At 35.6% G+C, this 26,261-nt stretch carries 25 protein-coding genes; 8 read left to right on the forward strand and 17 right to left on the reverse strand.

Annotated elements, in window-relative coordinates; genetic code table 11:
- Together LQ203_RS25650 and LQ203_RS25655 are read left to right on the forward strand one after the other, a co-directional pair.
- The coding region (locus LQ203_RS25650; protein WP_230156708.1) for an IS3 family transposase at positions 1-92 on the forward strand (92 nt) is incomplete at its 5' end.
- Positions 93-409: 317 nt separating this feature from the next.
- On the forward strand, positions 410-1,645 hold the full coding sequence (locus LQ203_RS25655) for an IS110 family transposase (RefSeq protein WP_230162551.1): 1,236 nt from the start codon (positions 410-412) through the stop codon (positions 1,643-1,645).
- Positions 1,646-2,114: 469 nt separating this feature from the next.
- On the opposite strand, the gene LQ203_RS25660 is transcribed toward LQ203_RS25655, so the two are convergent.
- On the reverse strand, positions 2,115-3,257 hold the full coding sequence (locus LQ203_RS25660) for an agmatine deiminase family protein (protein WP_230162553.1): 1,143 nt from the start codon (positions 3,255-3,257) through the stop codon (positions 2,115-2,117).
- A gap of 77 nt (positions 3,258-3,334) precedes the next feature.
- Positions 3,335-4,162, reverse strand: coding sequence for a MerR family transcriptional regulator (locus LQ203_RS25665; protein ID WP_230162555.1), 828 nt, complete (start codon positions 4,160-4,162; stop codon positions 3,335-3,337).
- A gap of 494 nt (positions 4,163-4,656) precedes the next feature.
- Between LQ203_RS25665 and LQ203_RS25670 the strand changes: the two genes are divergently transcribed.
- The gene (locus LQ203_RS25670; RefSeq protein ID WP_230162557.1) at positions 4,657-4,926 is read left to right on the forward strand and encodes a DUF2000 family protein; all 270 of its coding nucleotides are present in this window, start codon (positions 4,657-4,659) and stop codon (positions 4,924-4,926) included.
- Positions 4,927-4,930: 4 nt separating this feature from the next.
- On the opposite strand, the gene LQ203_RS25675 is transcribed toward LQ203_RS25670, so the two are convergent.
- Positions 4,931-5,110 (reverse strand): hypothetical protein, encoded by a 180-nt coding sequence (locus LQ203_RS25675; protein ID WP_230162559.1) that lies wholly within the window; start codon positions 5,108-5,110, stop codon positions 4,931-4,933.
- Between the two features lie 700 nt (positions 5,111-5,810).
- Between LQ203_RS25675 and LQ203_RS25680 the strand changes: the two genes are divergently transcribed.
- The 3 genes from LQ203_RS25680 to tatA all read left to right on the forward strand — a co-directional run bounded on the left by LQ203_RS25680 (position 5,811) and on the right by tatA (position 8,488).
- On the forward strand, positions 5,811-6,827 hold the full coding sequence (locus LQ203_RS25680; protein ID WP_230162561.1) for a multicopper oxidase domain-containing protein: 1,017 nt from the start codon (positions 5,811-5,813) through the stop codon (positions 6,825-6,827).
- A 15-nt stretch (positions 6,828-6,842) separates the two neighbouring features.
- Positions 6,843-8,012 carry a ZIP family metal transporter gene (locus LQ203_RS25685; protein WP_230162563.1) on the forward strand — a complete coding sequence of 390 codons (1,170 nt, stop codon included), beginning with the start codon at positions 6,843-6,845 and terminating at the stop codon, positions 8,010-8,012.
- 224 nt (positions 8,013-8,236) lie between these two features.
- The gene (tatA, locus tag LQ203_RS25690; RefSeq protein ID WP_230162565.1) at positions 8,237-8,488 is read left to right on the forward strand and encodes a twin-arginine translocase TatA/TatE family subunit; all 252 of its coding nucleotides are present in this window, start codon (positions 8,237-8,239) and stop codon (positions 8,486-8,488) included.
- A 310-nt stretch (positions 8,489-8,798) separates the two neighbouring features.
- Here tatA and LQ203_RS25695 read toward each other — a convergent pair whose 3' ends face one another.
- The 7 genes from LQ203_RS25695 to LQ203_RS25720 form a co-directional block, all read right to left on the reverse strand.
- On the reverse strand, positions 8,799-9,770 hold the full coding sequence (locus LQ203_RS25695; RefSeq protein WP_230162567.1) for an acyltransferase family protein: 972 nt from the start codon (positions 9,768-9,770) through the stop codon (positions 8,799-8,801).
- 881 nt (positions 9,771-10,651) lie between these two features.
- Positions 10,652-10,789 carry a zinc ABC transporter substrate-binding protein gene (locus LQ203_RS27775; RefSeq protein WP_356715508.1) on the reverse strand — a complete coding sequence of 46 codons (138 nt, stop codon included), beginning with the start codon at positions 10,787-10,789 and terminating at the stop codon, positions 10,652-10,654.
- Between the two features lie 275 nt (positions 10,790-11,064).
- Complete coding sequence (locus LQ203_RS25700) at positions 11,065-12,009, reverse strand: sporulation protein (protein ID WP_230162568.1); 945 nt, start codon at positions 12,007-12,009, stop codon at positions 11,065-11,067.
- A 722-nt stretch (positions 12,010-12,731) separates the two neighbouring features.
- A complete protein-coding gene (locus LQ203_RS25705; RefSeq protein ID WP_230162570.1) occupies positions 12,732-13,841 on the reverse strand; it encodes an endospore germination permease in 1,110 nt (369 codons plus the stop codon).
- A gap of 422 nt (positions 13,842-14,263) precedes the next feature.
- Entirely contained in the window at positions 14,264-15,472 is a 1,209-nt protein-coding gene (locus LQ203_RS25710; RefSeq protein WP_230162572.1) for a Ger(x)C family spore germination protein, read from the reverse strand.
- 450 nt (positions 15,473-15,922) lie between these two features.
- Positions 15,923-16,156, reverse strand: coding sequence for a hypothetical protein (locus LQ203_RS25715; protein ID WP_230162574.1), 234 nt, complete (start codon positions 16,154-16,156; stop codon positions 15,923-15,925).
- 209 nt (positions 16,157-16,365) lie between these two features.
- Positions 16,366-17,961, reverse strand: coding sequence for a spore germination protein (locus tag LQ203_RS25720; RefSeq protein WP_230162576.1), 1,596 nt, complete (start codon positions 17,959-17,961; stop codon positions 16,366-16,368).
- Between the two features lie 1,006 nt (positions 17,962-18,967).
- Here LQ203_RS25720 and LQ203_RS25725 point away from each other — a divergent pair.
- Positions 18,968-20,080 carry an endospore germination permease gene (locus LQ203_RS25725; protein WP_230162577.1) on the forward strand — a complete coding sequence of 371 codons (1,113 nt, stop codon included), beginning with the start codon at positions 18,968-18,970 and terminating at the stop codon, positions 20,078-20,080.
- A gap of 305 nt (positions 20,081-20,385) precedes the next feature.
- Here the strand turns inward: LQ203_RS25725 and LQ203_RS25730 are convergent, their stop codons facing one another.
- The 6 genes from LQ203_RS25730 to LQ203_RS25755 all read right to left on the reverse strand — a co-directional run bounded on the left by LQ203_RS25730 (position 20,386) and on the right by LQ203_RS25755 (position 24,856).
- Complete coding sequence (locus LQ203_RS25730; RefSeq protein ID WP_230162579.1) at positions 20,386-20,967, reverse strand: YitT family protein; 582 nt, start codon at positions 20,965-20,967, stop codon at positions 20,386-20,388.
- A gap of 253 nt (positions 20,968-21,220) precedes the next feature.
- Entirely contained in the window at positions 21,221-22,096 is an 876-nt protein-coding gene (locus tag LQ203_RS25735; protein ID WP_230162581.1) for an alpha/beta hydrolase, read from the reverse strand.
- The gene (locus tag LQ203_RS25740) at positions 22,077-22,631 is read right to left on the reverse strand and encodes a PadR family transcriptional regulator (RefSeq protein ID WP_230162583.1); all 555 of its coding nucleotides are present in this window, start codon (positions 22,629-22,631) and stop codon (positions 22,077-22,079) included. Before LQ203_RS25740 ends, LQ203_RS25735 begins: the two co-directional genes overlap by 20 nt.
- A 254-nt stretch (positions 22,632-22,885) precedes the next feature.
- Complete coding sequence (locus LQ203_RS25745) at positions 22,886-23,293, reverse strand: YbaN family protein (protein ID WP_230162584.1); 408 nt, start codon at positions 23,291-23,293, stop codon at positions 22,886-22,888.
- 149 nt (positions 23,294-23,442) lie between these two features.
- Positions 23,443-23,619: a hypothetical protein gene (locus LQ203_RS25750; RefSeq protein ID WP_230162590.1), complete on the reverse strand. Its 177-nt coding sequence runs from the start codon at positions 23,617-23,619 to the stop codon at positions 23,443-23,445.
- Positions 23,620-23,962: 343 nt separating this feature from the next.
- The gene (locus tag LQ203_RS25755; protein WP_230162586.1) at positions 23,963-24,856 is read right to left on the reverse strand and encodes a LysR family transcriptional regulator; all 894 of its coding nucleotides are present in this window, start codon (positions 24,854-24,856) and stop codon (positions 23,963-23,965) included.
- 149 nt (positions 24,857-25,005) lie between these two features.
- Between LQ203_RS25755 and LQ203_RS25760 the strand changes: the two genes are divergently transcribed.
- On the forward strand, positions 25,006-25,890 hold the full coding sequence (locus LQ203_RS25760) for a DMT family transporter (RefSeq protein ID WP_230162588.1): 885 nt from the start codon (positions 25,006-25,008) through the stop codon (positions 25,888-25,890).
- Between the two features lie 279 nt (positions 25,891-26,169).
- Here LQ203_RS25760 and LQ203_RS25765 read toward each other — a convergent pair.
- The coding region (locus tag LQ203_RS25765; protein WP_230156708.1) for an IS3 family transposase at positions 26,170-26,261 on the reverse strand (92 nt) is incomplete at its 5' end.

Raw genomic sequence — 26,261 nt, forward strand, 5'->3', positions numbered from 1 at the left:
ATATCCATTACTACAATCATCAACGAATCAAGGTAAAATTAAAAGGCATGAGCCCGGTAGATTACCGGATTCATGCCCTCAAGGCTGCCTAATTAAATAAAGTGTCTAACTTTTTGGGTTCACTTCATAAAGACAGCTCTGATTTTCAGCTAACGCACCTGTTCGTATTATAAGGTCATCCAGAAAATATTTCTGGTTGACCATTTTTTATATCGATATATGATAACCGTAGCCGGGGTAGAACGTCCGCACCTGTGGGACTTGATCCCGTCAACTAAACAGTTCGCCCCCTACTTGTAGAAACATGATTGAGGCTGGTTGGGACTATGATCTCGTATAACAAGCGAAGCTATGATACTGCAAGAAGGAATTGGGGTACCGGTGATTTTATATTAGGAGGAGATAATTTATGAATCCAGTAGTTGGTCTGGATGTGGCAAAAGGGGAAAGTCAGGTTCAAGCTTTCTTGGATAAAAAGCAGCCTTACAAAAAAGGCTTTAAAGTAGCACATACTCTTGAAGGGTTAGCTAGTCTTCTAGACTTTATTAGAGAAGTAGAAAATGTATCCGGGGGACGGCCTCCCATTGTATTAGAATCCACTGGACATTATCATACACCAGTTGTCCAGTATTTCGAGGATAGAGGGTACTTATTGATTATCGTAAATCCACTCATATCGTATCGAGCTAAGAGTTCTAGTTTACGCAAGGTAAAGACAGATGTCATTGACGCTCGTCATCTCTGCGAGCTGTATTATAAAGAGGACTTAGAGCCTTATAAACAGCGAGGAATCCAGCTCTTAAACTTACGTAACCTTACAAGACAGCACGGAAATATTACAGGCATGTTTGTACAAACTAAATTACAATTTCAAGCAGTTCTGGATCAAGTGTTTCCTGAATACCATGGGGTTTTTGGGGACTTACATTCATATGTTTCTTTACTAACTTTACAAGCATTTCCTACATCAGAAGAAATCATAGATACTGGTGAAAAGACAATCGCCAAGAAAATAAAGGAATTATGTAAAAGTCGTTCGCAAAAATGGGCAGACAGTCAGGCAGAAAAACTGATGGCCGCCGCAGCTCAAAATCCATTTCAGAAAAACTTATATCATAGTCTGATCTTAAGCCTGGATATGTATATTAATATGCTTCTTGAATACAAAAAGCATCTATCCAAGCTTGAAGATGAGATAGATGCTTTAGCAAAAGGTATTGAAGAGTGTAAGATTATCCGATCGATCCCTGGTATCGGTGAAAAAATCGCTGCCACGATAATTTCTGAAATTGGGGAAATTGATCGGTTTAATCACCCTAAGAAACTGGTTGCATTTGCCGGAATCGATCCAAGTGTCTTTGAATCTGGTACATTCAAAGGTACTTTAAATCGGATTACCAAAAGAGGTTCTAGTAGGCTACGACACGCCTTGTATATGGCTGTAAAATGTGCCATTCGTGATTGTCGCAAAAAGAAAACGACAGATGAAATCATTCCTCGTAACAAGAGATTACGAGAGTTTTATGATAAGAAACGTGAGGAAGGAAAGCCCTTTAAAGTAGCTGTGATAGCATGTGCCAATAAATTCTTACATTGGATTTATGCACTTTTAAAAAGCAAATCGACTTTCCAAGATCTAGCCTAGTTTTAAAGTATAACTAAACAGTCCAAAACTTTCCAAACACAGAACCTTGGAAGGTTATTTAGCATACGCAAATTTAGTATAACATGAAAAATTTTAAGTGTTTATTGAAAAATGTTGACAAACTATTGGCTGGTTTAGTTCTATAAGAAATTCAGCTTATAAGTCCTTTTAACTATCTTTTATTGTAGTGTTTAGTGTTTTAGCTGGTATAAGTGTAGGTTTGGAATAAAGTTTCAGTTGTTGTTTTTTTATAAAATGGTACCGCCAACATTTTAACGAAAATATACGCTAAGCTACATACTGAAGATAAAATACCGGTATCCTAAACGCTAAGGATTTACCGGTATTTTGTGTATTAGGGGTAATACCTGCAAAACTGTCCCTAGTGGCAAATAAACAATATTAATAAATGGAATAGTAATGGTGGCATAGTTTGCAAATATGTTGAGATTCGCTGCAACAAACTCAATCACTTTAAATTGACTGGTTGTTGTTGTGTAACACAATGAATCATACCACCATCTTTATAAAGCTCCCTTACATCAATACCAATTACCTTACGATTAGGGTATAGTTTTTTGATCATATCGTTTGCTTTTTTGTCATTAGGATCATTATAATTCGGAACTAATACAACTGTATTCCCAATATAAAAATTTATATATGAACCTTTGTATCCCAAATTCTTTCCATTATCTAAAATTACATTATTTTTACTGATTGGTAAATACACATACTGATAAGGCTTGTCGAAGGCATTATTTGCATTCATTAATGTTTTAATATCCTTATTTGAGACACCCCATTCTTCTAAATCATCTTTTTTCATTGTTATGATTGTAGACTTATCATGAAATTTAGCAAAACCATCAATATGAAAATCTGTAATATCTAGGTTTGGTACGCCATCTAACCAAATAAAGTTGGTAGCACCAAGATTTTCTTCTATATACTCCTCAATTTCTGCTTCTGATAAATTAGGGTTTCGATTTTTATTAGTAACAGCACTACGTGTCGATAAAAAGGTACCATTACCATCTAGTTCAAATGCTCCACCTTCAAGTACAACACTATTTAGATTAATTCTTTCCATACCTAACTGCTTACTAAGAACACTTGGTATTAATGCATCTTTTTTGTATGGCGTTTTCTTACCCCATCCATTAAATCCCCAGTCCATGAGTTTTAAATTGTTATCTTTATCGTATACAAAAATTGGTGCTGTATCTCTTGCCCATACATCGTCAGTAGGAACAATATAGAAGTCAATTTTGGCCATATTTATGCCCTCATCATACAGAAGATCATAAATATAGTTCTTTTCATATTCATCATAGGCGATAATATGAACATTTTCTCCTTCGCTCAGGGCAGCTGTCATCTCGATCCAAATTGGTTCAACCTTTTCTTCATAGCCTTTACCATATGTAAAGGTATGAGGCCATTGCAACCACGTACCTTCATGTTTGCTGCTTTCATCGGGCATTGTGTATTTACCTACGTATTGTTTTTTCACGAATTGACTCTCTTCAACCTTACTTGGATTACACCCTCCCATTATGATCCCAGTCGTTAATACAGCCCCTGTGCAAAGTACAATTATCTTTTTCATATCCAAGATCTCCTTATGTTGTGATAACTTTCTCTTGGAAGTAGAATAAGCTTTGACATAGTGTCAAGGTCAAGCAATTATTGCATTGCTTTTTTGATGACGGGGAAGCTAATTTGCGTCACATACTCCTCTACATGACAGTCACATTCTGAACCTTTCAAGTAGGTTTCATAAGGCGGACCATCCAAAGAGTAGCCGTTACTTTCTGTCCACTCTTCAAGTGCCATATGTGCGTATCCAATATAATCATAACTTCCGATATGCAAGGTAGTAGCAATAATCTTTTGGGGGAGTTTTTTTATTTGCCATTCCCTTGATATTTTTTCTTCATTTCTATGAATGATCGGAATCATTAATTCAATATCGCTGTGGTCAGGGGTAAACTCTTCATCAAAAAAAATGGCAGACGGAACACCAAGTAACTGAATACTACTTTCTTCCGCCTTATCGTAAAAGGAATCAATGTACCTGTCCATGTCAGCAATTTTAATCTGCAACCTTTGACTTATTACACTAATTTCATTTCGCATTCCAAGCAATATATCATACGATCTTCTTTCTCCTCGTATTAAATCCACTTTTTTTTCAATCATCTCTTGCATTTCTGCAATGATCTGTCTATATCGATTCAACTCGTTTGATATTTCATTTATTTTCGCGTGTATCATTTCGATAAACAATGTACTGTCTGACGACTGAAGGATGGTTCTAATTTCTGGCAGGGAAAATCTATATTCTTTCAGTTTCTTGATTAGTAATGCCGTTTCTAATTGACTCTTCTCATAATATCTGTACCCGTTTGTTGTATCTACATGGACTGGTTTCAAAAGTTCTTCCTTGTCATAGTGTCGTAACATGCGAGCACTCATTTTGCAAAGCTGAGAAAATCTGCTGATTGTGTACATATTTCTCCCTTAGTGTGCTGATATTTTTTAGGCAATTGGCTCGGTAGTAAATCGTCTTGAGCTTATGATATCAATAGCCTCTCTCAAAAAGCAAGGTAAGCTCCAGGAAGAACTACTAAACCATATTTCGTCACTTGGATGGTAACATATCAACTTTTTAGGCGAAAACAAGTTCACTTTCAGACAGAATACGTCTCTTAATTCATTGCGTCCACTTAAAGAACAAGAGATTGAATGACCGGTTGGTCTGGCTTACCATCCCGGACCAACTTAAAATAAGAAAAAACGCCAAGCCGGACATGAGCGAGGGCTTAGCGTATATTTTCGTCAAAATTTTGGCTGGACCCCATAAACGGTTAATCTTTGTTTTAAACCATCAATACGGTATGTTTTTACTTTCAGTTAGGTTTAGGCTTAGTTTTATCAAGTTGCTTATCACAAAAACAAGTGGATTTCCCCAGCTTTATCAATGTTTATCGATATTACTTTGAAACATGCAAGTGACTGGTCATGCCCAGGAGACTACTGCAACGCAATTAATTAGTTATATATTTAAGGAGGTAAACAACCTGTTCGACACAAAATTTGTAATTGTTTTACACGAAGATTTAGAAACGTTGCAGAAACTAAAAGTGACTGCTTTTTTAACTTCAGGAATCGCAGGTACCCAATCAGATTTAATTGGTATAGTCTGTTTAAATGCTTTAGCTAGAGCCGGCAATAAAATTATTCCTTCAAATTATAACTTTGTTTCTAACCAGTAAAACATTAGTGGGTAGGATAACGATTATTTGATTGGTCTAGTGAAGGAACGTTGAAATATCTAAAAGGTGCCAGTGGTTCTAAACTTTTAGCTGAAGACATCATTGCATCTGTAGAAAAATAATTCTTAAATTTCACATTTTCAAATATTAAAATGGCCGAAAAATCAAATTGATTTTCGGCCATTCTTATTCCTTATTCTTTGGAGGGAACTTTCCAACTCATTTAAATGTATGGAATCATTATTTATTTATTTTGTAAGTCTATTATTTTTAATTTACGAGACCATTTAACCACTGGAATGTGTAATAAAGAGTTCCTTTATTTGATAATATGCACTTATTTTAAGTGCTATTTTGCACGTATTACTTGTCATTCATTTACTGGTCCTTTTCTTAACCAATTAAAAACTCTAAGGTTCTCTGTACCTCAAGCAAAGTCAAGTGGATAATTCCTGCTGTTATCCATTAGAGGGTTGACAAACTACAATACGTAAAAACTCCCCTTTTAAAATCAACTGAAATCAACGCATTTCACAAACGTTTATAACGGCTTTGTATTAGAAGAAACTCCATCGTTCGAGAAAGTGTACCTTTTCAAACAGGGGTATGAATCTACCCTGAACAACTTTAAAAGAACAATCCTGCATCTTCATTTTCTTGAGATTTTATCTGTAAGTAAAGGTGTACTCCAAATAAACAATAAGCTAAAAAATTAGCATAGATTCCAGAATTATCCATACGCCTCTCGCGGATTTGTACGTTCGTATAAACGTATACGAAGTATTCTGAAAAAAAGAGTTGACATAAAACTTGTATTTAACTTAAAGTATAGCTTATACAACAAAAAGTTTCCTAAAGGAAACTTTTTAGAAGGGGGTCAAGTAATGTCTAATGAGAAAAAGGTTTCCCGCAGAGATATTTTAAAGATGGGGACTGCTGGTGCGTTTGGGATAGCTGGATCTTATTACTTAAATAAAATGGCACAATTTCCAACTGTGGCTCAGGCATCCAATGATTCGTCTCACAAGCATGGTAATCACTCCAATCATGCAAATATGAGTGATAAAACAAAAACCACAGGTTATAAAATGGCAGAACGGCTCCTTACTGAGTTTGATTATGGAAAAGTTACCAAGTTGCCAAACGGGCAAACACTCCGGGAATATGAAGTCGAGGCAATTGATAAAGAAATTGAAATTGCCAAAGGAATTAAATTTCCAGGCTGGACTTATAACGGAACTATTCCAGGACCAACTTTTCGTTGTACCGAGGGGGACCTTTTGCGGTTTCACTTTATTAATAAGGGCAGCCATCCCCACTCCATTCATTTTCACGGAATCCATCCTCCAGAGATGGACGGTTTAACTTCCATTTATCCTGGACAAAAATTCACGTACGAATTTGAAGCAAAGCCATACGGATTACAAATTTACCATTGCCATGTACTCCCCCTAGCTCGTCATATCCATAAAGGCTTATACGGTAATTTTATTATTGATCCAAAGAAGCCAAGAGAGCCGGCAATAGAGTTAAATATGGTTATGAATGGCTTTGATTTGGATTTAGACGGCGAAAACGAGTTTTATACGGTGAATGGCTATGCCTTCGCATTTATGAATCACCCTATTAAAATCAAAAAAGATCAACTCGTAAGGATCTATCTAAGTAATTTAACAGAATTCGACTTATTAAATTCGTTTCACTTGCATGCGAATTACTTTACGTATTATCCAACCGGGAGAAACGATAACCCCTCTCAGTTCACAGATACCATCATGCAATGTCAGGGAGAACGTGGAATTATTGAAGTTCGGTTTCCATACAAGGGAACATATATGTTTCATGCCCATGTAAGTGAATTTGCTGAGTTAGGGTGGATGGGATTCTTTGAGGTCGAGTAAAAAAGGAGGGATAATATGAAGAGCAAATGGTTAATTACTGTTTTAATACCGTTAGTATTACTTATAGGGGTGCTAGGATGGGTGCTGAAGAATGGAGCAGGTGTAGAAAAAGATCCTGCAGCACCGATAGAAGTCTTGAACATAGAACGAATCAAGGTAACTAAAATCGGTTTCGAACTATCTGTCAGTAATACCGGACCCAAACCCTTAACGATTTCTCAAGTGATGGTTAATGATTCGGTGTGGAATTACACTGTCTCTCCTCAAGCAAAACTTGAACGATTTGACGAGGGAAAGGTGACCATCTCTTACCCATGGGTGGAAGGTGACCCACATACAATTAAGTTAATCACTGAGAATGGGATAATCACGGAAGGCGAAGTAGCAGCTGCCACACTCACTCCAGAAACCAACTGGAGCAACTTTCTTAATTATGGCTTAATCGGATTTTACGTTGGAATTGTCCCGATTACATTGGGGTTGTTGTGGTATCCCTTTATGAAACGTTTCTCACGAAAATCTATAAATGGGATTCTTGCCCTTACCGTTGGGCTCCTTTTATTCTTATTTGTTGGGACTCTGGCTGATGGGTTCGAAATTGGTGCAGAAGCTCCTTCAGTCTTTCAGGGAAATATGATTGTCATAATTGGGGCTTCCTTAACCTTCTTATTATTAATCGGTTTTGATCAGTATCAACAAAGAAAACAAGAAAAGAAAGGATATTCTCCTTTTGGTCTGGCTTTGTTGATGGCTACCGGAATAGGACTTCATAACTTTGGTGAAGGGTTGGCAATTGGTTCTTCCTTTGCACTAGGTGAAGCTGCTTTAGGGACCTTTTTAATCATCGGGTTTACCCTTCACAACATTACGGAAGGGATTGGAATAGCTGCTCCTTTATTAAAGACCACACCTCGATTCAGGGACTTTCTTTTACTGGGGGTCATCGCAGGTGCACCCGCCATTGTAGGTACTTGGGTTGGCGGATTCATCTTCTCACCAATTTTGGGAGCTTTGTTCCTAGGTATTGGAGCAGGAGCAATTCTTCAAGTAATTTATGTAATAACGAAAATGCTCATTGAAGATCATAGAAAACATAATGAAGCATCTGTTTCATGGTTAAACCTTTCTGGATTCGCGATCGGACTATTAATCATGTACTTTACTGCATTTTTTGTGAAATATTAAGGGATGCCTTACTATTGTTTGGACCCATAAACAATCCCCGAACTTGTTAGAGCTATTGTTGAATTAAAAATTAACCAACGCTACTAAAACTAATTAAAAGGAGCGTCATTGGTGATGAAACTTGGTAAGAAGATGGATTTAAAAGATTTTTTTTACTGAAGTTATTCTAAAAATGATCATAAGTCTAAAAGAATTACAAAATTTAATTACTTGGGGGAAATAAAATGCTTCAAAGTATAGGTATACCCGGTTTAATTTTAATACTTGTCATTGCCTTGATTATTTTTGGACCTAAAAAGCTGCCGGAAATCGGTCGGGCCTTTGGACGTACTTTAACTGAATTCAAGAGTGCGACCAAGGGATTAGTATCTAATGAAGATAAAGAGGAAGAGGAAAATCCTGAGTTAACGAATGTTGAAAAGAAGCAGGATAAATCAGGTGATCCACTTTTGGGTTCAATCAAAAATCAACTTTAATTGATAAAAAAAGATGAGGCAATGCCTAATAATTAAAACTGTTACTGCTTTTTGATTTTTAGAATATCAACGTTAATATCCATCCATGTAGAAATACAAACACCTTTCAAACACTCCTTATGTTCTTAATCTGATACGACAATAGATAGGCATAATCTATCCTTGTTTTTCTTCTGCTAACCTGCCCCTTTAGTTGAAGATGGAAAAATCCTGTTGCATACCCAACAGGATTTTTTATGAACATTATTATCCACATTAAATGATTAGCTTCTTGATCACCTTCACCTAATCCGTTACAGTATCTTTCCATCTAAGTTTTCATTTTTATTCCAACAAACAAACATTCCACTTTAAGAATCGGTTTTCTTGATAATAAAAATATAATAGTTACAGGTATGACTAATAAAACATAATATTGGCCACTCTCTTTGATCCAATCATAAATAAATGAGTTATAAACATATTCTAAAATAAACATATGAAAAAGATATATAACTAATGTAATGGATCCTATTTCAGTAAAGAATAGATGTTTTCTAGGTACAATACAAAGAAAACAATAAGTTGCTGCTCCCATTAATAAATAAACGAATAATTTATATATAAAACCAAACGCAATGGAACCTTCCATTAATTCCTCATAGCCTAAACGGCCATAAAGCCACTCTCTCCATGTAATGTCACCAAAGAAATAAATACCGGAAAAGATTAATCCTAGTACAACCCAGCCTATTATGGCATTACTCTTCTTTTTAACCCAATCAAAATGTTTTCTTTCTAAAAAATGACCGACTAAAAAGAAAGGAAAGAAAAAGAATGTTCTCGACAAACTTAACCATTCATTTACTTCTCCAATGTAGCCAATTATTAAAGATACAATTATTGAAAAAATAAGTCCATATTTCCTTGAGGAAAATACTAGCAAAAATAAGTTCCAACAAAATAAACTTATTAAGAACCATAATGCCCATCTTGGAGTTAGAATCGTAAATTCAAGTGGTTCATTAAATAACTTCTGATAATATAAAGTATAAATCACCTGGAATATTATATAGGGAATTAATATTTTCTTTATCAGTACCCAGAGGTCCCTTTTACTTTTCATCTTTCTTGAAAAATAACCCGATACTAAAATAAAAGCTGGCATATGGAATGAAAAAACAAACAAATAAACAGTTAATATCCATTCGTTTTCTGCTACCATTCTAGCTAATGTGTGTCCCAAAACTACTAGTATGATTAAAATGGCTTTCGCATTATCAAAATAAGGATCACGTTTCATAAAAATTCCAGCCCCCTATGATGCAACTTACTAATTATATCTCCTGATAGTCAAATTCAACCTGGTAAATTTTTAATCTTCGCACATACAAAAAAACTTTACAAAAAGATTTATAACCTTAGAATGCATCCCCCTTCTTTGATTCCATCTTGCTAATGAGGAATCATAATTAAGGGTAGATTACGAAAAAAAACAAATAACAGCCAGTCTCTTTTTTTAAAAAGATCTGGCCGTTTTCTCTATTAAACTCTTTTAGCTCCTAACTATCTTTTTTCTAATAACTTTTAGCTAATACTTAGACTGGATGTGGATCTATGTAGGAATTGAATATCCCCGAAATAAATATCCGCATGCTCTTGGAAAGTGACATCTGCACTTTTTTTGACAACGTATTTAAGGTAACCTCCAATAAATTCTCTTTTTCTTTATTATATCACCCTAGAGTGACACAGATATTTACTTGAATTTACATTAACATTACAAAATTAAGAAGAAAGCGTGAGTTGTAAATAACAAATGTGAACAATCATTAAGAGTTAGGCGAGCATCTTTGAACTCCTTCACAGCTGTAGTACGTTTCAACCCCTATCGCTTTTCTATCTAATTGATAAAAACCTTTACCCTGATTGGGTAAAGGTTTCTAATTTTTATTGTTACATCACATAGTGTAACTAAACCAATAGCTAGTTCCTATAAAATGTTAAAAAGAATAGAATGCCCCTTTTTAATTTAGAGCTTTTCTTAGAGCCTCTATATTCCGCCTCATTATAACAAAGCAACCTTCGTCATTCTTTATATTTTCATCGGTAAATGAGTTTAGATTGTGCAACGTCAATGCTTCTACGCCTGCTTCATTTTTACTATTTCTTCAATTTTATTCGTTACGCTACTTCAAAGAAAATATACTCGATATTATCCTTTTTTACAGTGTCTATTAATTTCACCATTTGTTTTTGCGAAGGCTCATCTGTAGGAGAAAGTCGGCTAATTCCTATTTGATTTAATCCGGTCCAGCCCAACAGATTACCTTTTTAATAAACAAGAATAATCAACTTATAACAGGAACATGTCGCAAATAAAAAGGATAACAGTCGAAAGTTATGGTTTGTGTTTATGATTTGGCATCAATTTTTATATAGAGAATACTTACGATTTAACTATTCACATGGGAACCAAACAACAAAAAGCAAGCGATACTCAGGCATTTATGAAACTTTGCTTGTTTTTTTATTTTCCTAGAAAAAACCATCTAATTAGATTGGATCAATTAGGATAATGACTACTATTAGCTTAATTAAGATTCTCCATCCCCATTATCAAAAAATGCATCAAATCCTCCATCAAAATCCTCTGTTGCTTCTTCAAACATTTCCTCAACATCAAAACCTTCCATCATCTCAGTTAATAACATCGTCCCTAAAACACCCACTGCTAATCCACCAATCATACCAGGTATAGCATTTCCCATTTGGGAAGTATGAACTTGTTGATGGTTTGTTGAATAAGAAAACGGTTGTGAAAAAGCATAAGGCTGTTCAATAGCTTCTGATATATATTTTCCAAGTAGTTTTTCAAGTTCGGCTTCATGCTCAAGAACATTTTGATTTAAATGAAATTCACGTTTTGCTTCAATTTCCTTGTAGCCGCTTTTACAGTCAACTTCCATCCATACCCGGATACCTGATTCTTCATTGGCAAACCTCATTTCAACTTCATTTACCTGTCCCAAGTATTGTTGAGTGGGAAAAAAAGCAAATTCCTGTCCATATTGGTCGAGTTTACCCGAGTCGGCTGTTTCCCGAAAACCTAGTTGGCTCATTGCATTAAAAATGGATTGGATAGATTCCTGGGATTGGATGACTAGCCTGTCTACATCTTTGCGGTCGAACCCACCCTCAATATCAAGATGTGTATCCAGATAGTATGAGACAGTCCCCCTTGAAATAGGAATATTCGTTGGTAGGACGTAATGAAAAGGGATGACCTTACGTTCTTTGGAGAGAATACGGTCTCGATTAACTAATGGTATATGGGCAACTTCCTTCGAAACGCTTCCTTGTTTTAATACCACATTCATCATGAGTCGGACAGTCAATTGATTGATTTTCTGTTCCACCTCACCACCTTGTATAATAACCTCCCCTTGGATGTTTTCTCCCGCTTGATAATTACGATTGTCACATTGTAAATCTACAGTTGCGGCTCCTTTTCCTAAACTTGCTAAAATTTTTTTGAACATGTTTTCCTCTTCCTTTCGAGATTATCTCAAACCGTCTTAAGAATATGTAAGTAAAATGGGGCGTAATAAAAAATGACAAGAAATCTATTCGTATTTCTTGAGAATTCTAAATTATACTCTGATATTAATACGTCGAAAAATGAAAATAGTTTCAAATAATTTAACTAATAACTAGGCTTTGTTAATCGATGTTATAGTTTTCATAGATGGACAAAATAGTTAAGAAGATTTCACAATAAACAGGGGGGAATATGCTTTTTCATATTATCATTGGGTTTATCTTTCCTTGGATTGTAGGAGGTTATTTGTTAAGAAATCACACAAGCCTGTTTACTATTTTTTATCCTAGTACTACAGCGACGAGCTTTTTTATAAATGAAATTGGATTTAATTACTTTTGGAAGATGTCTATAAATGAATGGAATGTAAATTGGAGTGGGTTCAGTTATCTAACGCGATATTCAATTGTATTTATTACAAATTAGTCCAAAAATTTATTTTCTTCAACGAACGAGTGGGTTAATGGAAAAAGACATGCAAAGGAGCATGTTTCAGGCCCTTATTTCTTTTGTTTAATATATCAACAATAATGTATTTAATGGGAACAAGCTTATTACTTAGTTAGATAATTTAACAAATTATTAGCAGTATCTTAAAGCCATTTTTTCAGAGTACAGGAGATCAGTGCTACTACTTTGGAAAGAGAACCTTAACCGTATTCGCTAATATTTTTTATTTTTTTTCCGGAATGCGTTGACTGCTAATAAGAGTAATGGAAGAACAAGTCCGTACGTTGAAACGTATAGCGGCCAAACTTCTTTGTCAAATGTGATTAAATGGGCGACATTGGGATGTATAATTAAGGAAAGCGAAACCACGATCATCCCTAAAGGTAGCGTGAGTGGGCGATAATTGTTCATTTTCAACGTTTGTGCAAGACCGATAACGGATGCGTACAAATATAACGCCATTTTAAAATAAATTGTGAAAAGCCATATGATGGCCATTATGGCTTCTATCCGTTGCAAAAAATCCCCTACGTTTAACTTCCTAGCCAAAGCATAACTTGGATACATCTGTCTGGCGGTATTATCAGCACCTAAAATTAAAATAGTTAAAGCGATAAGGATGATTAAAATGATTCCGGCGATTAGAATTCCGAAAAAAAAGTTTTTTTCAGCTACTTTTGGTTGATTCACTGAAACAGGAAAAATCATTAATAAAACAATCAAAGGCAAAGAAAAAACACCTGTAAAAAGAAAAACAGCCCGTATCATCGGTTTTAATCCTGTTTCAAATACGGGTTGTATGTTTTCAAACTTCAATTGATCTGGAGATAATAATACTGATACCACTAGAATTACGAATAAAAAAATAATGAAAGGAAATAAAATTTCTCCAGTTCGTGCCAACGTTTCAAGACCAAGGTGAATTCCCATAATTAAGATGAATGCGAAAAGAATATGGATCGCTTCAATAGGGGTGTCCGGCATGATCTGTGTCGTCAAGAAATTACCAACATAAAACAATAGTTCTGTAGAGGAGTAAAGTGAAAAGAAAACAAACGTAAGAGAAACTGCCTTACCTAACCATTTGCCGAAAATTGTTTCATTGATTTCAACAAGTGTCATAGTGGGGAACAGCCTGCCTAGATATATATATAAAGCCACCAGCAATAAACCTATGCCTACACCGATTACAGCTGCAATCCAAGCATCTTGTTTTACCTCTTGAGCCAGACTTCCAGGAATCACCAAGATGGTCGTACCTATAGAAAATAAAATAACTAATATTGAAAATTGCCGAGCACTAATTTTAATATCTTTTATCATAATTCAACATCCTATCAATGGGTATTCCCCTATTGTTGACCTTGTTTTGTTAGAATAAACTCTAGCTTTAGGAGTGCTGCAACATTTGGCGTCGGTCAATGGTAGCGCACCGAAGGGAGCAGTAAGGTGTTGACGGACTCATCTAACCAAAGACACTCTTGGTATGGAACTAACCAAACTTTGTTCCTGCCTATCGGCGAGGGAGCATTCCAGGATTCGAAGGTTGGGAGGTTGACTTTTTTAGTGCAATCCGTGCTACTTTGGCTGGGTGGTGGGCGAGTAGCCTACCATCTTAAAGGGGGAGCGAAGCGTATTTCGATAGCAAACACACAAGGATTTTAGAATGGCTGCTTCCAAGATTATTGGAGTGGGCATTCTAAGTTGTCCAAATGTAACCCCATTCATTGTATAAAACCAACCAATTATTTTATATTTTCCAGGAATGAATTACCAACCGTACCGACTCGCCGGATTTCTCCTTGTACCTTTATATGTACAGGTAAGTTCTCAAAATTTTTATCCCAATCTTTTTTGAGATTTTTCCAGGCTGTAGGGTCAGCTCGATGAATCGCCTCACCAAATCCAAAAATGTCTACGTTATATTTTTCCTGTACCTGTTTTATTGCCTTTTTGAAAAATTCCTTCGATTCTTTTTCATAAATTTCCTCTAATTTTTCAATCGTTTCTGGTTTTGTTAAATCGATATGGCACTCTACTTCACCTACATTGCCTTCCACACTAACATTTAGATCTATTTCAGGTTTTCCATTCTTTATCTTACCTTTCAATTCCGTGTTTGACTTTTTCACTTCATACACAGCTTTTCCGCCTTTAGGACACGGTATATTCACAACTGTACTTTTCTCCTTATTTGTAATGACGTTATACGTTTTACTTTGTTTTTCATCTAACCAACCGACTAATTTATCCTTTTTGAATACAGCTAGGTTTCCATACGTTATTCGAGCAGGGGGATCAATCATTTCTACATTCTGTTTGCTCAAAGAAGTTTCTTCATTACCTTTTATAACTGCTTGGATTCCTGTTAACACCGGTTTTTTTCCGTCACTTACCATACCCGCGATCAATTCATCTAATGTAACGGCACTTGTACCTGCCCATGCTTTTTCTGAAACTAAAAGGGTACTAAACATTTTATTGGCAGGTATTTTTTCTATAGCTGTTGGTACCTTCAGGATATCTTCTGCTTTCATTCCCTTAGCTACGACGGTATAAAAATCTGATCGCACTTCCCAGTCTCTTGAGAGAAGATCTAACGGTTTTCCAATGCCTTCTCTTGCTAATGACTCACCAATCACTAGTATTCGTAGATGTGAAGGATAAATTTTCCTTGGGGATTCCTTTGTCATTTTTCGGAAAGCTTCAAATACGGTTTTCCCTGTGGCCTGATAGATGATGACGGGTGAAAGGCCGGTACCTCCACTGTCCTTCCCAGCTACTTCAGCTGGATTTACTACTTGGGCGGTTACGAGATATTGTCCATTCTTTGTAATATCCAACCCTATGGCCAGCGTAATAGCAAGTTCATTTAATTCACGACGATTCCAGCAACCCGTAGTGAATAATAGAAATACAATCAGCACGATAAGCATTGTAAAGTTCCGTTTCATAGGTTAAAGTCCTTTCGCTCGATTTTTTTCTATTATTTGGTTTATTACGGATTATTTTAAAGTGACGATTTCATTTTTAACCCATCTTCGCTCTTGATCAAACGTTGAAATTAAAGAACTACCGTATGTTGACTTTTCTTCTAGGGATGAGCATCATCAGCTTATCTATTGTCTATTTTTAAACATCTATTAAGACTATATTGATTCCTTATTCTCCATCTTGTAGGCTTTTTTTTCTCTCAACTATTATTAGGGCTAGCGTTCGAAAAAAATAAATCCTGATCGAAAAATAAATTCACACTTAAGAGATTAGAATACATGTTGCGGTAAATGCTTCTAAAAAGATAAAAACCTTCAGGGATTTAATAGTCGTTGGTCCGAAGGAGGAACAGGATCGGAACCGCCAACCTTTGATTCGATGATTTAAAATGTTAATGATAAATTCCATTTTCACTTTAATAATTTCTCAATCATGTCGGAAAGCGGTTTATAAATAGCTGTAATCCAATCTAGTGGATTGGGAATCTTGATATTCAGCGCTTGGGCAATGCTTAATGCGGTTCCGAATAGTAGAAGAATGGAAAATATCCATAGTTCCTTTTTTAATTTTTTCCTCATCAGAGGAGGAACATCAATCGCGATGATCGCAGCGATGATGACAAGGATTCCTGCAACAGCCACCACTTTTGAATACTCCTTTCTCTATTTGCTTTATGAATAGGATACGGTACGGTCAAATCATTGCATCTACCTATACATTTACAGACAAGTTAAAATACCAATCCTTCTTATACCTTTTAGCTAGCTTAGAACCGCCATGAAATGACTTCATCCAATCTAAATAGAAGCATTTTGTGTATTTTGACGCCATTTAGATAACTTTAGTTTCAATCTTATATTTTATTCCGTGGCGGTTTCGATGCTGAATTTTGTTCACGTTTATTGTTTTTCTGGCTGATTAAACGGGGGCGGGAAAACATCCCCCATCTAGGTACCCGAATAAACGTATCCTTCATGTCTTCACGAATAAAAGGACCAAAAGGACTCATATAGGGAACCCCAAAGGAACGCAAGCTGCACATGTGAAGAACAAGTGCAATGAACCCAACGACTAACCCGAATATGCCAAAAGAAGCCGCAAGCGCCATCATCGGGAAACGAAGCATTCGAATCGACATGGACAAGGAAAACGCAGGAAGCACAAAGCTTGAAATAGCCGTGATTGCAACAACGATTACCATGGCAGCCGATACGATTCCAGCCTCTACTGCTGCTGTTCCAATCACCAGTGTTCCCACAATAGATATAGCTTGTCCTATGGCCTTTGGCATTCGCAAACTAGCTTCTCGCAAGATTTCAAACGCCCCTTCCATCATGAGAGCTTCAATGAAAGCAGGAAAGGGAACCCCTTCTCGTTGAGCGGCTAGATTAATCAGCAGTGGAGTTGGTAACATTTCCTGATGGTACGTGGTGATAGCGATATATAAGGATGGTCCTAGTAGAGCAATAAAAATAGAAAAAAAACGAAGCAAACGAATAAGGGTGCTAATGTCTGCACGCTGATAATAATCTTCCGCAGCCTGAATAAAGGAGATGAACAGGGCAGGAACGACTAGAACTACTGGCGTTCCGTCCACTAGTATGGCAACTTTCCCTTCCAAAAGCTCCGCGGCAATTACATCAGGACGTTCCGAATAATATATAGTCGGAAAGGGACTGAACGTTTCATCTTGAATCAATTCCTCAATATAACCACTTTCTAGGATTCCATCGATATCGATTCGATCCAGACGCTTGTGCACTTCTTCGACGACTTTGTCATTCACAATTCCATCGATATACATGATCGCTATATCGGTTTTGGTCAATTCTCCAATTTTTTTCGATTCCAACCAAAGTCGAGGAGTTTTTATTTTTCGGCGAATTAACGCCGTATTGGTACGCAAGTTCTCCGTAAAACCTTCCTTTGGCCCCCGAACGACGGTTTCCGTGGTGGATTCCATTACACCACGGTCTTTTCCTCCACGCATCCCGATTGTAAAACCTTGTGCATGTCCATCCAATAAGAGAATAACATCCCCTGATAACAGGGAAGTCAGTAAAGAACTGAATTCCGTAACATCCTGTATGTCTCCAACCGCAAGGATGCGATCTTTCAATACTTGTAAAACGTTCTGTTGAGACGATATAAAATGCTTCTGATCGGGAGGGATATCTAACATGAGTGATTCCATGATAAAGTTCTGAATGGAATTAGTGTCCACCAAACCATCTGTATAAAAAATACATGCTTTAACGATTCCCTCTTTGCCAATTTGTATTTCTCTAATCACGATGTCGCCGCTATTTCCAAGCTGTTGTTTTACATACTGAATGTTTCCTTGGAGACTTGTATTTAACAAGTCTTTGTTCGATTCCTTATTTTGATCGTCTTGTTCGAATGAGGAGAGGTTAACTCTGTTTTTTCTTTGTTTCTTAAAAAAACTCATACATTTTATCCCCCACTCAGTCTTTTTTTTCTTCAGAAGGTGGACTTATTAATTTACTTTCAAAATTATTGAGAAAAGATCCGATAAGATAATTTGAAAAAAATACATTTTTATCCATGTTTTTCACTTTAACACCCTTCCTTTAAAAGCCCCATACATAATAGAGTTTTGTAATCATTATCGATTGTTCAACATTTCATTCCCTTTGTATGTAATGTGATAATATAATATTTACTTTTTGGTCTATCTTGTGTTTCTTCCAATAAGAAATTGCACAGAATATTTCTAGTTATTCTATTTAATATTGGATATATGGAAAACGTTAGGGTTTTGAAATGTAGGTGTTTTTTGAAAGCACTTGTCATTTCAAATTTTATTCACTACTATGTATTTGCTAAGGTACATTTATATAAATAATCTTGACTTTAAGCCATGAAGATTCACAGACGAGCAAGTCATTGCTGTTCTCTAAAGATTCTTTCTTATTTTTATGTTTTTCATCTAAATGTTCACTAAGTTCCTGTTTGTTTGAAGCATTGTTCATTTTCTTTTAACACTCCAAGTTTATAGTGTTACCGAATGAAGTGTTCGATTTTCTCACTATTATCATGCCTATTTCCCAATTTTTAATACATTAGGGAATAAATAGTTGAACAAGAGTGTTTCGGGATTTAGGAAGCCTTTTAGTCATCTCTACATTGGACCAAACACCTTTATTTAAATAAGGACATTTTATAAAAAAAAGATCCCTTTCGAGAAATTGTTTTTTCGAAACCTCTTCTGTAAGGTGACTTATGTAAACGTCTCTTATTTTAGGTAAATCCCAAGGAATTTGACTAATTGCATGGGATTTACAGGTTAGTATTTTTTCTTTAGAAAGAAGGGGTTTAATTAAACCAAGATTTTAAGAACATCCTTTAGTCGGCAACACAATGAATATTCGATGGAAAAAAAGGAGAAAATAGTTAAAATGTGGTGGGAGTTTTATCAGGAGGTGAACGAATTATTGAAGACCAAAATATCAGTACAACAATTTATGATAATAGTGATCTTATTTACAGTTGGAACTTCCATATTAATTTACCCGGCAAGTGTAGCAGCTGAGGCAAAGCAAGATGCATGGATTACGGCAATACTCACTACGGGCATTGGTTTATTATTCATATGGTTATTTAGTGCTTTAGGTAGTATTGTCCCTCATTTGACTTTAATCGAAATGTGCATGAAACTACTTGGTAAATGGTTAGGTACCATAGCTGCTATCATTTTTATTTCCTTTTTCTATTATAGTACTGCTGCATTGCTATTCTATATAGGCAATTTCTTGACAACACAAATGATGCCTGATACCCCGATGATAACCCCAATTATTCTTTATTTAAGCATTTTAGTTCTGGGAGTTTACCTTGGAATCGAAACCTTCGCTCGTTTTGCAGAGGTAGTTTTCCCTATTGTAATACTACTTTTATTGATTTTATTCATCTCCAGTAGCCCGCAGTTTGAATTTCAGAACTTTCTGCCTGTATTTGAGGTAGGGATTAAGCCTATCATACGGGGTGGAATTCTCATTTTTATTAACTCTTTTCTGATGCCTATTACTTTATTAACGATTTTCCCCTCTCACCTAAATCAAACCAAACAAGGTAGAAAAGCGTTTATAATGGGGGTTTTTATCGGAGGGATTATACTTGACATCATAATTGTGATAAGTATTTTGGTTTTGGGGGATTACATCACTTCGATTGAAATGTATCCAAGCTACGTTTTAGCACAAAAAATTAATATCGGAAATTTTTTTCAACGGATAGAAGCTATCGTGGCCATAATATGGTTTATCACGATCTATATCAAGATGTTTATATATTTTTATGGAACAGTCGTAGGCCTTGCAAATATGTTGAAGTTAGATGATTACAAACCAATTGTCCTTCCATTAGGGTTGACTTTAGTACCTTTTTCCTTACTTATGTATCCAGATGTACCTTATATGCAAAAATGGGAATCGACAAGTTGGGTACCATATGCCTTAACGATTGGTATATTTCTCCCATTATTATTACTAGGAGCAGCTGTATTTAGAAAATACATTCTTAAAGAAAATCTACAAAATCAAAAGTAATTTATGTCGATGTTTAAATATGGTCAATTTTTGGTTCTGGTGCAAATATGACCTGTTAGAAACATAGAATCTCAATATTCTTTTCATCTATGTATTGTGATGCTACTCCAAATAATTTATAGATGAATCCAATCTCGCTTTGGACAGACCTCACCCCTTGTACATAAATAAACATAAGTTCTTAAAACATAAATACCCTCTCATTGCAAATAAAGCCATGTTCGCAACGTTTGTCCAAATGTGAAAAAGAGCAACATAGTTGCTCTTTACAGGTTTTTTTCTGATTAATAAGATTCATATTAGATCTACATATAAAGTTTAATATGCTTAATACCGGTTATCACTGTGGCAGTTATCCCTACGAATATAATTACCAGCATTGAATAAAAAAGTCTTAAATCCTTTAATGTGAAAACTCCAATTAAAATAATAAGGAAATCCAATATTAACAATGCAACTCCAACATTTATAGAGAACAACTTTGAAAAAATTAATGCTAATAAATCGATGCCACCAGGACTAATATGCTCCCTTAGCATAAATCCAACTCCAATACCAATTATGGTACCACCAAAAATTGTGCTATATATAGTTGGCAAGTGGATCATGAGCTGCAGTGGGGTTAACAAAGCAATTATTATACTAGAAAGTGTTATTCCTAACAAACCGTTAACAAAATAGGTTTTATCATACACACTGGCAACAAGATAAATCGGGACATTTAAGCAGATGAATGTAATCGCAATATGAAAACCCAGTAAATAATTAAGAATTAAACTAACGCCCCAAAACCCTCCATTTATAAGGTGGATTGGTATAATAAAACCATTAATGCCAATCCCCATCAATAAGCTTGATAATATGGTTATCGATACTTTTCGATTCATCAAATCATCCTTTGTCCAAATCTTATACAATATATGGTCAAGATAAGATTTTTATACAAAGAGTAGGAAGATAATATTTTTCATTAATTCTTCATTTGCATTTAAAGGGTTTTGAACAATAGTATCACTCATTAAAATGAAATTTAACTTTCTTTCAAAGGTTCTGGTGCAAAGATAACACTCTATTGAAAGAGGCATTTATTTTCGATTATCAGTAAAAACGATCCTTTTTTTATATTCTTATAGCTTCAACTTATTTTAATAACGATTCAATCTGTCTTTTAGCCCTTTTACCTTCTGGAATCGGAAACAAGGGAAAAACATGCATCATACCTTGATATTCATAATATTGAAAGTGACTAGGATTTTGATTTATCATTTCACGTGTATCTGGATTAGTTATATCATCAGTTCCAGAAAATACTATGATATTAGTAGTCTGATCAAAGTCCCCTTTCATAGGACTTAGAAGGACATCCGTTAAAGAACGATTTCCTGCAAACGATTTTCTAATATCCTTTAATGCTGGTATTGCAGTGATAGGATCTCGTTTTTGAACTACTTCGATTTGTGGATTTTGCAATTCAAGATCAACTAAAGGTGAAATAGCGATTACTTGTTTAGGAAAATGTAATTCTTGTTCTTTTAACAATTGAATAAACGCTAACGAAATTGTGGCTCCAGCAGAGTCACCCATTATTGTTAATTCCCCTTTGTTTTTGATGATCTTTTGATAGATATCTAGCAAATAGTTCATCACATCATCTATATTATTTTTAGGTGCCAAGGGGTATAACGGTACAATTACATTAATATTGGCATTTTTCATTAGATTATCTATAAATGCCCAGTGCAGCGATGAAATAGGTAATACAAAGCCTCCCCCAGGCAAATACATTACTGTCTTTGACGATTCTTTTGTTCGAGAACATAATGTATACATTGGATATCCGAAGCTAGAATGAATTTCAATATTATATTTCTTGTACATCGCCTTACTTGGTTTTGCGACATCACACTGTTTTTTCTTTATAAGTATTTCAAGTTCTGATCCTTGCTTCGTCCAGACAGAATTAATTTTAAAAATTTTTGCCAATAATTTTATTAATTTACTTTGTAGACTTGTCATAATCTACATCCTTTTTGATTTCCTCTGCCCAATTTACTTCAGTTTGCAACTGTTCAATTTGTAATTTAATAGAAGAACTCGCATTTTTCTTAAAGGTATCTAAATGTTTAGAATCAAAATCATCAAATTCATTTTGGAATTTATTTAACTGTTTCAATAAGAACTCTTGCTGTCTATGACAACGTTTAATAAAATCCTGAGTTAAATGCAATATATCACTAGCTTGTAAAAGCCCGAAGTTATTAGCCTTAATATGGAATAATTTAACGAAATTCACACTTTCAGTTGTATCTAACATAAGGGAAAAAAAACGTTCTTTTCCTAAACTAGTAATTTTATAAGTTTGTGAAGAATGATTTGATTTAAATGGTATATCTTCATTTGTATATTCAATATATCCTTCGCTCAACATCTTTTTTAACAATGTAGATAAAGTACCTCTACTTATTTTGAACCAAGGTTCAATTATTTTGGAAATAAAATATGCGTGAGCTGGAAAATTCATCAATATTGATAAAATAAATATCTCGTACATGTTGTCCTCCAAATAGTTTTAAAACAACCGTTTTATTAAAACTATAATTCATTTCTGATGAATGTGCAATACCGTAAGGTCAAGGCTATAAGAAACCCCCATTATTTGTGAACTAACCTGCTCCGTTGGTTCAATAAGAAAAAGTCTCAAAACTTATCCTTGTAAATAAAGATAAATTTGAGACCTTTTATTGGACTACGCTGCCGAAGCAACTCCCTTATTGAAGTAAAGCACCCGTTATTTGGAGAAAATTTTCAAGAAGTTCTTTGTTTCGTACTGTTACCGTCAATTGTCTTAATTTTTTTAATGAAATAATAATGCTTGTAGAGGGCGAGCACTACCAACAAGATTTTCACTAAAAGGATGTCCACATAAAATACAGAAATTACGATGAAGAAATCGGCAATTAAATTGATTCTGATTTTCTCTTTTCGAGTCATACCTTTTTTTTGTAAGAATGCTTCAACGTATTTTTCATATAATGAGGTGCTTTTAAACCAGTTTTCAATCTTCTTGGAACTTTTCGCAAAGCAAAAAGCAGCGAATAAGTAAAACGGTCCACCCGGTAGAACAGGTAACACAGTCCCTGCAACACCAATCACAAGGGATATGAATCCAAGCAGCAAAAATAGTATACTTTTTACTTTTTTAATGGTAATCACCTTTTTATTTATATTCTATTCCTTTTATACGTAAAGAGGAAGTAAACTTTATCAATGGCTATCAATTCTGGTTAGGTGAAAATAGGAACCAGTGTACGTTATATTTAATTTTTATATACGATCAACTAAGATAGTAGATATCTTCTTTTTCACATCAAAGCCTGTTTATAGACGAAGCAGCGATTAATCATGCCGTTTTTTGGATACTTCCGATAACCGTTGAAATTCCGAATCAGACTGCTCATTCGTTTTGTCTTTTTAGCTTTTCGTTTACCGTTTGGTAATTGCTTCAATCGATCTAATAACTCTTGTCCTTTTTTATCCAAATATCCAATCATTTTAGAGTAGCGTCAGGAAAATACAGAATTACAACGTTTGAAATTCCAATATTAATAAGCCCAATTTCTTAGTATTGGTATTAAGAAATTGGGCCTTTTCGTTTTTTAGTGTTGTAAATCCGCGTTTTGTTGGCGTTACCTCTACATCATCAAAGGCTTTGAATAGGTCGAGTCATATTAATATCTGCGAATCTAGCCAAATTAACTACGTTGTAATTCTTCTTTGACGATAAGGAATGTTTTGAGCAGTTACAACTGCATGGTTATAATTACGCAAAATTTCATGTTCGACTGTGGTTGTTGGATCACCGTCAGGTAGAATTATCCGTTTCTATGCGGACGGATCCGATGAGAGTTGTTTTGCTGTATCGAGAAATTGTTTAACCATGGTTGAATTGTCATCGGTTCTCCAGGCAATGCTCATTTCCACGCGCGGGGCTTCTCCCTCGATGTTCACATACGCGACGTCCCGTGCATGTAAATTCCCTGTTGATCTTGGTACGATACTTATACCAAGTCCTGCAGCAACCAACCCAACAACTGTCTGTATTTCTTTCACGTTTTGACGGATGATTGGGCTGAAGCCAGCATCGTGACATTTCGAGAGGATATCATCGTACCAGCTCGGCCAAACCTCCCTATCCACTAATATAAATCTTTCTGTGCTGAGATCCCCCATTGATATTGAAGCGCGTTGGGCGAGTGGATGCAACTTCGGTACGACGGCGATACAAGTCTCTTGATGAACTGGCAAGAGTGATATGAGCGGATCAACCACAGGATTTCTTACAAAGCCGATGTCGATGTCCTTACTGTGAAATGCCTCAATCTGCATTGGTGTAGGCATCTCACGAAGAACCAAATCTACATATGGAAACTGCTCATTAAAAGCCCGAATAATAATTGGGAAAATATAGAATGTTGCAGATCCGACAAATCCCAGTACTAACCGACCAAGCATTCCCATCTCTGCCTTTAGAGCTGCAGCCTTAGCACACTCTAATCGGGTAAGGACAGGGCGAACTTCTTGCAAGAAAACCTTGCCCGCGTTTGTCAGCTCTACATGTCGTTTTGTTCTCTCAAACAACTTCACTCCAAGTTCCCTTTCAAGTTGTAAAATCTGTTGACTTAAAGGTGGTTGTGTCATCTGTAAGCGTATTGCCGCCCGACCAAAATGCAACTCTTCGGCCACTACAGTGAAATATTCAATCTGACGCAGTTCCACGCTATTATCCCTCCCTAATTAAGTCGTTATTCGACTTAGAAACATGATATTTATATATTAGACACTAATTAATTCTCGTTGTAAAGTGTTGTTAGAGTGGAATAAAGAGATAGAGAAAAAATAATTTTCTAAGGGAGAGGTTCATTCGTATGAATGCTTCGATGGCTATTTTATGTCTTATATGGGGATTTAATTTTGTTATCATGAAATTAGGAAATGGTGCTTTTCCGCCTGTCCATTTTGCAGCATTTCGATTTTTGCTTGGTGCTATCGTACTCCTCGTTGTGTGCTTTATGAAAAGGATACCCCTCCCGAATAAATCGGATATCAAGTGGTACGTTCTTTGCGGACTTCTCCAAACCTGCTATTTTAATATTGCTATCCAAATATCGCTTAACTATGTCAGTGCGGGTCTTACATCTGTGTTGACATACAGTATGCCGCTTTTTTTATCGATCATGGCTCATAGATGGATTCCAGGAGAAAAGTTGACGGCAAGAAAAACGTTTGGAATTGTGCTAGGAATAGCCGGTTTACTTCTTGCCATGAATATCCATTTAGGGGGATCCTCCTGGGCTGTGTTTCTGGCATTAAGCTCCGCTATTTCTTGGGCAATAGCCAACTTACTTTTTAAATTGAAATTAAAGCATTGTGATACCATTCAATTCACTACATGGCAAATGGCGATTGGAGCGATGGGATTATTGATATATTCCCTTTCATTTGAACACGGGGAATCGCATTGGGGAATCATGCCAGCCGTTTATATTCTGTTTGCAGGGATTGTTGCTTCTGCCCTGGCGTTTGTGATATGGACTCATATTTTAAGTCGTACAGAAGCAAGCAAAGCATCGATTTCTTTACTACTTGTACCCGTCGTAGGTGTCATTTCAGGATGTATATTTTTGCATGAAAACATAAAAATAGTTACGTTAGCAGGGATTTTACTTGTCCTGGTAGGAATATGGTTTGTTAATAGTAAAAGTACTCGCGAATCCCATAGGGGCGAAGCAAATGTTGTGGATAAAGTATAGACGGAACGACATTATTGTGGTCCTAACCGGTGTTTTTAATTTCCTTATATCATGACAACCAAAATAGCGCACCGAATAAAACAATAGGGTGGGAAGCCTTGTGTATTGCTCGCAGCGCATTAATTGAATAAGACAAATAAAAAGCCGGTTCCTTTGAACTGCTTTTCGTACATTGATATTGAGTGACTTAAGCGATGTCATACTGCCTTAACGCAATTTACATACAAAAAAAGGATCTTCAAAATGAAGTGAACCCAAAAAGTTAGACACTTTATTTAATTAGGCAGCCTTGAGGGCATGAATCCGGTAATCTACCGGGCTCATGCCTTTTAATTTTACCTTGATTCGTTGATGATTGTAGTAATGGATAT

The sequence above is a fragment of the Peribacillus sp. Bi96 genome, from assembly GCF_918698115.1.
In the GTDB taxonomy this organism is placed as follows: domain Bacteria; phylum Bacillota; class Bacilli; order Bacillales; family DSM-1321; genus Peribacillus.

Excerpts from the sequence above, each read along its gene's own strand:
- LQ203_RS25655 (WP_230162551.1), top strand. The coding sequence starts at position 410 with ATGAATCCAGTAGTTGGTCTGGATGTGGCAAAAGGGGAAAGTCAGGTT.
- LQ203_RS25660 (WP_230162553.1), bottom strand. The coding sequence starts at position 3,257 with ATGAAAAAGATAATTGTACTTTGCACAGGGGCTGTATTAACGACTGGG.
- LQ203_RS25665 (WP_230162555.1), bottom strand. The coding sequence starts at position 4,162 with ATGTACACAATCAGCAGATTTTCTCAGCTTTGCAAAATGAGTGCTCGC.
- LQ203_RS25670 (WP_230162557.1), top strand. The coding sequence starts at position 4,657 with ATGCAAGTGACTGGTCATGCCCAGGAGACTACTGCAACGCAATTAATT.
- LQ203_RS25675 (WP_230162559.1), bottom strand. The coding sequence starts at position 5,110 with ATGGCCGAAAATCAATTTGATTTTTCGGCCATTTTAATATTTGAAAAT.
- LQ203_RS25680 (WP_230162561.1), top strand. The coding sequence starts at position 5,811 with ATGTCTAATGAGAAAAAGGTTTCCCGCAGAGATATTTTAAAGATGGGG.
- LQ203_RS25685 (WP_230162563.1), top strand. The coding sequence starts at position 6,843 with ATGAAGAGCAAATGGTTAATTACTGTTTTAATACCGTTAGTATTACTT.
- tatA (WP_230162565.1), top strand. The coding sequence starts at position 8,237 with ATGCTTCAAAGTATAGGTATACCCGGTTTAATTTTAATACTTGTCATT.
- LQ203_RS25695 (WP_230162567.1), bottom strand. The coding sequence starts at position 9,770 with ATGAAACGTGATCCTTATTTTGATAATGCGAAAGCCATTTTAATCATA.
- LQ203_RS25700 (WP_230162568.1), bottom strand. The coding sequence starts at position 12,009 with ATGTTCAAAAAAATTTTAGCAAGTTTAGGAAAAGGAGCCGCAACTGTA.
- LQ203_RS25705 (WP_230162570.1), bottom strand. The coding sequence starts at position 13,841 with ATGATAAAAGATATTAAAATTAGTGCTCGGCAATTTTCAATATTAGTT.
- LQ203_RS25710 (WP_230162572.1), bottom strand. The coding sequence starts at position 15,472 with ATGAAACGGAACTTTACAATGCTTATCGTGCTGATTGTATTTCTATTA.
- LQ203_RS25720 (WP_230162576.1), bottom strand. The coding sequence starts at position 17,961 with ATGAGTTTTTTTAAGAAACAAAGAAAAAACAGAGTTAACCTCTCCTCA.
- LQ203_RS25730 (WP_230162579.1), bottom strand. The coding sequence starts at position 20,967 with ATGAATCGAAAAGTATCGATAACCATATTATCAAGCTTATTGATGGGG.
- LQ203_RS25735 (WP_230162581.1), bottom strand. The coding sequence starts at position 22,096 with ATGACAAGTCTACAAAGTAAATTAATAAAATTATTGGCAAAAATTTTT.
- LQ203_RS25740 (WP_230162583.1), bottom strand. The coding sequence starts at position 22,631 with ATGTACGAGATATTTATTTTATCAATATTGATGAATTTTCCAGCTCAC.
- LQ203_RS25760 (WP_230162588.1), top strand. The coding sequence starts at position 25,006 with ATGAATGCTTCGATGGCTATTTTATGTCTTATATGGGGATTTAATTTT.